The 4,123-nt window shown below is 70.1% G+C and carries 1 protein-coding gene; it reads right to left on the reverse strand.

The genetic code is table 11. The annotated features are described in order from the left end of the window. Nucleotides 1–4,123, reverse strand: a 4,123-nt coding sequence (locus tag GXP76_RS34410) for a type I polyketide synthase (protein WP_242575548.1), incomplete at both ends; no start/stop codon positions are given.

The raw sequence follows: 4,123 nt of genomic DNA on the forward strand, positions 1-4,123 counted from the left end.
ACTGTCGTATCCGGCGATCTGTTCGGTGACCTGTTCGTGCGGCAGGGTGACCGAGGCCATGGTGCCGCGCCCGGTCAGCTGGGTGAGGGCCTTGCTCCGCAGGGCGACGATCTTCGCCGCGTCCTCCAGACTCAGTGCACCTGCGATGTGGGCGGCGGCGATCTCACCCTGGGAGTGACCGATGACGGCATCCGGGCGGGTGCCGTGGTGCTCCCACAGCCGGGCGAGGGACACCATGACCGCGAACAACGCCGGCTGCACCACATCCACCCGTTCGAGGAGTTCCCCGGCCGGGTCGGTGAGGACGTCTCGCAGTGACCAGTCCACATACGGGGCCAGCGCTTGGGCGCATGCGTCGATGCTCTGGGCGTAGACGGGTTCGGTCGTCAGGAGATCTGCGGTCATGAGGGGCCACTGGGCGCCCTGGCCGGGGAAGACGAACACCGTTTTCCCGGGCGAACGTGTCACCCCGGTGACCGTGTGTGCGCTGGGAGCACCCTCACCGAGAGCTGCCAGGCCCTCCATCAGCTCCCCACGGTCAGCGGAAACAACCGCACCCCGGTGGGTGAGAGCCGCGCGAGTCGTGGTCAGGGCGTGCGCGACCTGCTCAGGCGTGATCTCGGGGTGCGCGGTCAGGTGTGTGTGCAGCCGGGATGCCTGCTCGGCCAGTGCTGGAGCCGTATGACCCGACACCGGCCACACCACCACACCCGACCCGGACTCAGGCTCTGGCTCTGGCTCGGTGACTTCGGTCGCCGGGGCCTGTTCCAGGATGACGTGCGCGTTCGTACCGCTCATTCCGAACGACGACACACCGGCCCGCCTCGGCCGGTCCTCCTCGGTCGCCCACGGAGTGTTCTCCGTCAGGAGTTCAACCGCCCCCGCCGACCAGTCGATGTGTGATGACGGCTCGTCCACATGCAGGGTGCGGGGAAGCACGCCCTCCCGCATCGCCAGGACCATCTTGATGACGCCGCCCACACCGGCCGCCGCCTGCGTGTGACCAAGGTTCGACTTCAGCGACCCCAGCCACAGGGGCGCGTCCTCCGGCCGGTCTTGACCATAGGTCGCGAGCAGCGCCTGCGCCTCGATCGGGTCACCCAGCGTCGTACCCGTGCCATGCGCCTCCACTGCCTGGACGTCCGCTGCCGTCAAGCCGGCGTTCGCGAGCGCCTGACGGATGACGCGCTGCTGCGACGGCCCGTTCGGAGCCGTCAGCCCGTTCGACGCACCGTCCTGGTTCACCGCCGAGCCCTTGACCACCGCGAGCACCTGGTGCCCGTTGCGTACGGCGTCCGAGAGCCGCTCGACCAGCAGCAGCCCGACACCTTCCGACCAGCCGGTGCCGTCCGCACCGGCCGCGAACGGCTTGCAGCGGCCGTTCGGCGCCAGCCCACGCTGCCGGCTGAAGACGACGAAGGCATGCGGCGTCGGCATCACCGTGACGCCGCCGGCGAGCGCCAGGTCGCACTCGCCGTTCCGCAGCGACTGGGCGGCCATGTGCAGTGCGACGAGCGACGACGAACATGCAGTGTCCACCGTCACCGCCGGACCCTCCAGGCCCAACGTGTAAGCGATACGCCCCGACGCGATGCTGCCGAGCGTGCCGGTGCCCATGAAGCCCTCGTACTCCTCGGGCACGGACGAGAGACGTGTCAGATAGTCCTGATTGACCAGCCCGGTGAAGACACCGGTTGCGCTCCCCTGAAGCGTCGTGGGGTCGATGCCGGCACCCTCGAATGTCTCCCACGCTGTCTCCAGCAGCAGCCTCTGCTGCGGGTCCGTCGCCGTCGCCTCGCGCGGACTGATCCGGAAGAACTCATGGTCGAACTCGGCCGCGTCGTAGAGGAATCCGCCCTGACGCACGTACGAGGTGCCGGGGCGGGTCGGGTCCGGGTCGTACAGGCCCTCGGTGTCCCACCCGCGGTCGGTCGGGAAGTCGCCGATCCCGTCACGCCCCTCTTCGAGCAGTCGCCACAGCTCCTCCGGGGAGGTCACTCCGCCCGGGAAGCGGCACGCCATACCGACGATCGCGATCGGCTCGTCCTCCACGGCGGTGCCGCTCGGCGACGCGGGACGCGCCGCACCCGTCGACTCGGTACCCATGAGCTGGGTGAGCAGGAAGTCCGCCAGCAGCGCGGGCGTCGGGTAGTCGAAGATCAGGGTGGCCGGGAGGGCCAGACCTGTCGCACCGCCGACGCGGTTGCGCAGTTCGACGGCGGTCAGCGAATCGAAGCCCAGCTCCTTGAAGGGCCGCGCGGCGTCGACCGCTGTTCCGCTGTTGTGTCCCAGCACGGCGGCCGCATGAGCGGTCACCACGTCAAGCAGCCGCTGCCGGCGGTCACTCGCGCTGAGACGGGCCAGTTGTCCCGCAAGTCCGGAACCACTGTCCGCGCTGCCGCTCGCGGCGGCGCGTCGTGTGCCGCCACGCGTCAGCCCGCGGAGCAGCGCCGGTACGGGTTCGGTGAGCCTGGCCGTCTGCACCGCGGCGGAGACCAGCATCGGCTGACCACTGAGCAGCCCTTCGTCGAACAGCCGTATGCCGAGTTCGGTGCTGAGGGGGATGACTCCGCCGCGTTCCATACGGGCGAGTCCGTCGGCGTCCATGTGCTGGGTCAGACCGGTGGCCTCGGCCCAGAATCCCCAGGCGAGGGAGAGTGTGGGCAGACCGCTGTGCCGCCGGTGGGCGGCGAGCGCGTCGAGGAAGGCGTTGGCGGAGGCGTAGTTGGCCTGTCCGGGCGCGCCGAGGACACCGGCGGCCGACGAGAAGAGCACGAAGGCGTCCAGGTCGGAACCCGCCGTCAGCTCGTGCAGATTCCAGGCCGCGTCCACCTTCGGGCGCAGTACCTCGCGCAGTCGCTCGGGGGTGAGGTTGGTGACCGTGGCGTCGTCCAGTGCCCCGGCCGTGTGGATGACGGCGCGGAGCGGGTGCTCGGCGGGAACGGTGTCCAGCAGCTCGGCGAGCTGTTCGCGGTCGGCCGCGTCGCACGCCGCGATACGCACCCGTGCTCCGAGCTCGGCCAACTCCTCATGAAGCTCCGCCGCTCCGGGCGCCTCCGGCCCCGACCGGCTGATGAGCAGCAGGTCGCGCACTCCGTGGTCCGTGACCAGATGCCGGGCGATGTGTCCGCCGAGTACGCCGGTTCCGCCGGTGATCAGTACCGTGCCCTCGGGAGAGATCCCGGTCGGCAGGGTGAGAACCACCTTTCCGATGTGGCGGGCCTGGCTGAAGTACCTCATCGCGGTCCGTGCGTCGTGGAAGTCCCACGCCGTCACCGGGAGCGGTCGCAGCGTCCCCGCCTCGCACAGCTCGCGCAGCTCGGCGAGGATCTGCTGTACGCGCTCGGGCGTCGCCTCACCGAGGTCGAAGGCGCGGTAGGCGACTCCCGGATGGTCCCCGCGCACCCCCTCCGCGTCGCGGATGTCGGTCTTCCCCATCTCCATGAAACGGCCGCTGTTCCCGAGCAGCCGCAGAGACGCGTCCACGAAGTCCCCGGCGAGCGAGTTCAGGACCACATCGACACCGGCGTCACCGAGCGTCGTGCGGAAGTGGTCCTCGAAGTCGAGCGTGCGCGAGGAGGCGATGTGAGCGTCATCCAGACCGTGCGCGCGCAGCACGTGCTGCTTGCCCGGGCCGGCCGTGGCGAACACCTCGACACCCCAGTGACGGGCGAGCTGGAGTGTGGCCATACCGACGCCGCCCGCACCGGCGTGCACCAGCAGCTTCTCGCCGGGGCGGATCTTCGCCAGATCGACAAGACCCAGATACGCGGTGAGGAAGACGATCGGCAGCGTCGCCGCCTCGGCGAAACTCCACCCGCTGGGCACGGTCGTGACCATCCGCGCGTCGGCGACGGTGACGGGCCCCGTGCCGTCGATGAGACCCATCACTCGGTCGCCCACCGCGAGGTGGCTGACGTCCGGCGCCACTTCGAGCACCACGCCCGCGCCCTCACCTCCGAGCGCGCGTGCGTCGTCCACGACGCCCAGCGCGACCGCCACGTCCCGGAAGTTGAGTCCCGCCGCGTGCAGCCGAATACGGATCTGCCCGGCGCCGAGTGGTGCGTCCGCCTCCGGGAACTCGACCAGCCCCAGGTCGTCGAGTGTCCCCTTCCCTGTCACG

This window comes from Streptomyces sp. NP-1717 (assembly GCF_022695985.1).
In the GTDB taxonomy this organism is placed as follows: domain Bacteria; phylum Actinomycetota; class Actinomycetes; order Streptomycetales; family Streptomycetaceae; genus Streptomyces.